Below are 522 nucleotides of genomic sequence, written 5' to 3' on the forward strand. Positions count from 1 at the left end.
CGGTAACGCTGGTCGCTGGGCGACAGCACCAGCAGCATCGGGGTTTTGCGCGGGCCCTCGTGCAGCAGCCCCCACAGCCCGAGCTGCGCGGTGCGGCCGTGCTTGTCGTTGAGCGGATGGCGCAGCACGTCGATCGACGGATCCCGCAGCTGGAAGCCCAGCTCGGCGCCCACCTTGAAGTTGCCGGCGAGCACGCGGGTACCGGGCGGCATGGTCTTCAGCTCGTCGCGCACCGCCGCCGCCAGTGGCTCCCAACCGGCGAAGTTGCGCGGATAGTATTTGTCCCCCGCCAACTGCTCGCGCAGGCTCGGCGTGGACGCCATCAGGTAGTAGCCGAACGCCAGCGCCAACCCGCCTCCGGCCAGCCACCAACCGGTGCGGCGCAACCAGCGCGGCCATCCGTTGAGCACCACCGGCACCGCCACCAGCAGCGCCAGGTAGCCCGGCAACGGCCAGTGGAAGCTGATGCGCTCCACGTCGGTGAAGAAGCCCAGGCCGAAGATCGACAGCGTCGACACCGCA

General features: G+C 69.7%; 1 protein-coding gene. It reads right to left on the minus strand.

Translation table 11 applies throughout. The features are described 5' to 3' along the window. On the minus strand, positions 1-522 hold a 522-nt coding region (locus ACXJKJ_RS32180), incomplete at both ends, for a hypothetical protein (protein ID WP_457395817.1).

This window comes from Roseateles sp. P5_E1, assembly GCF_054049335.1.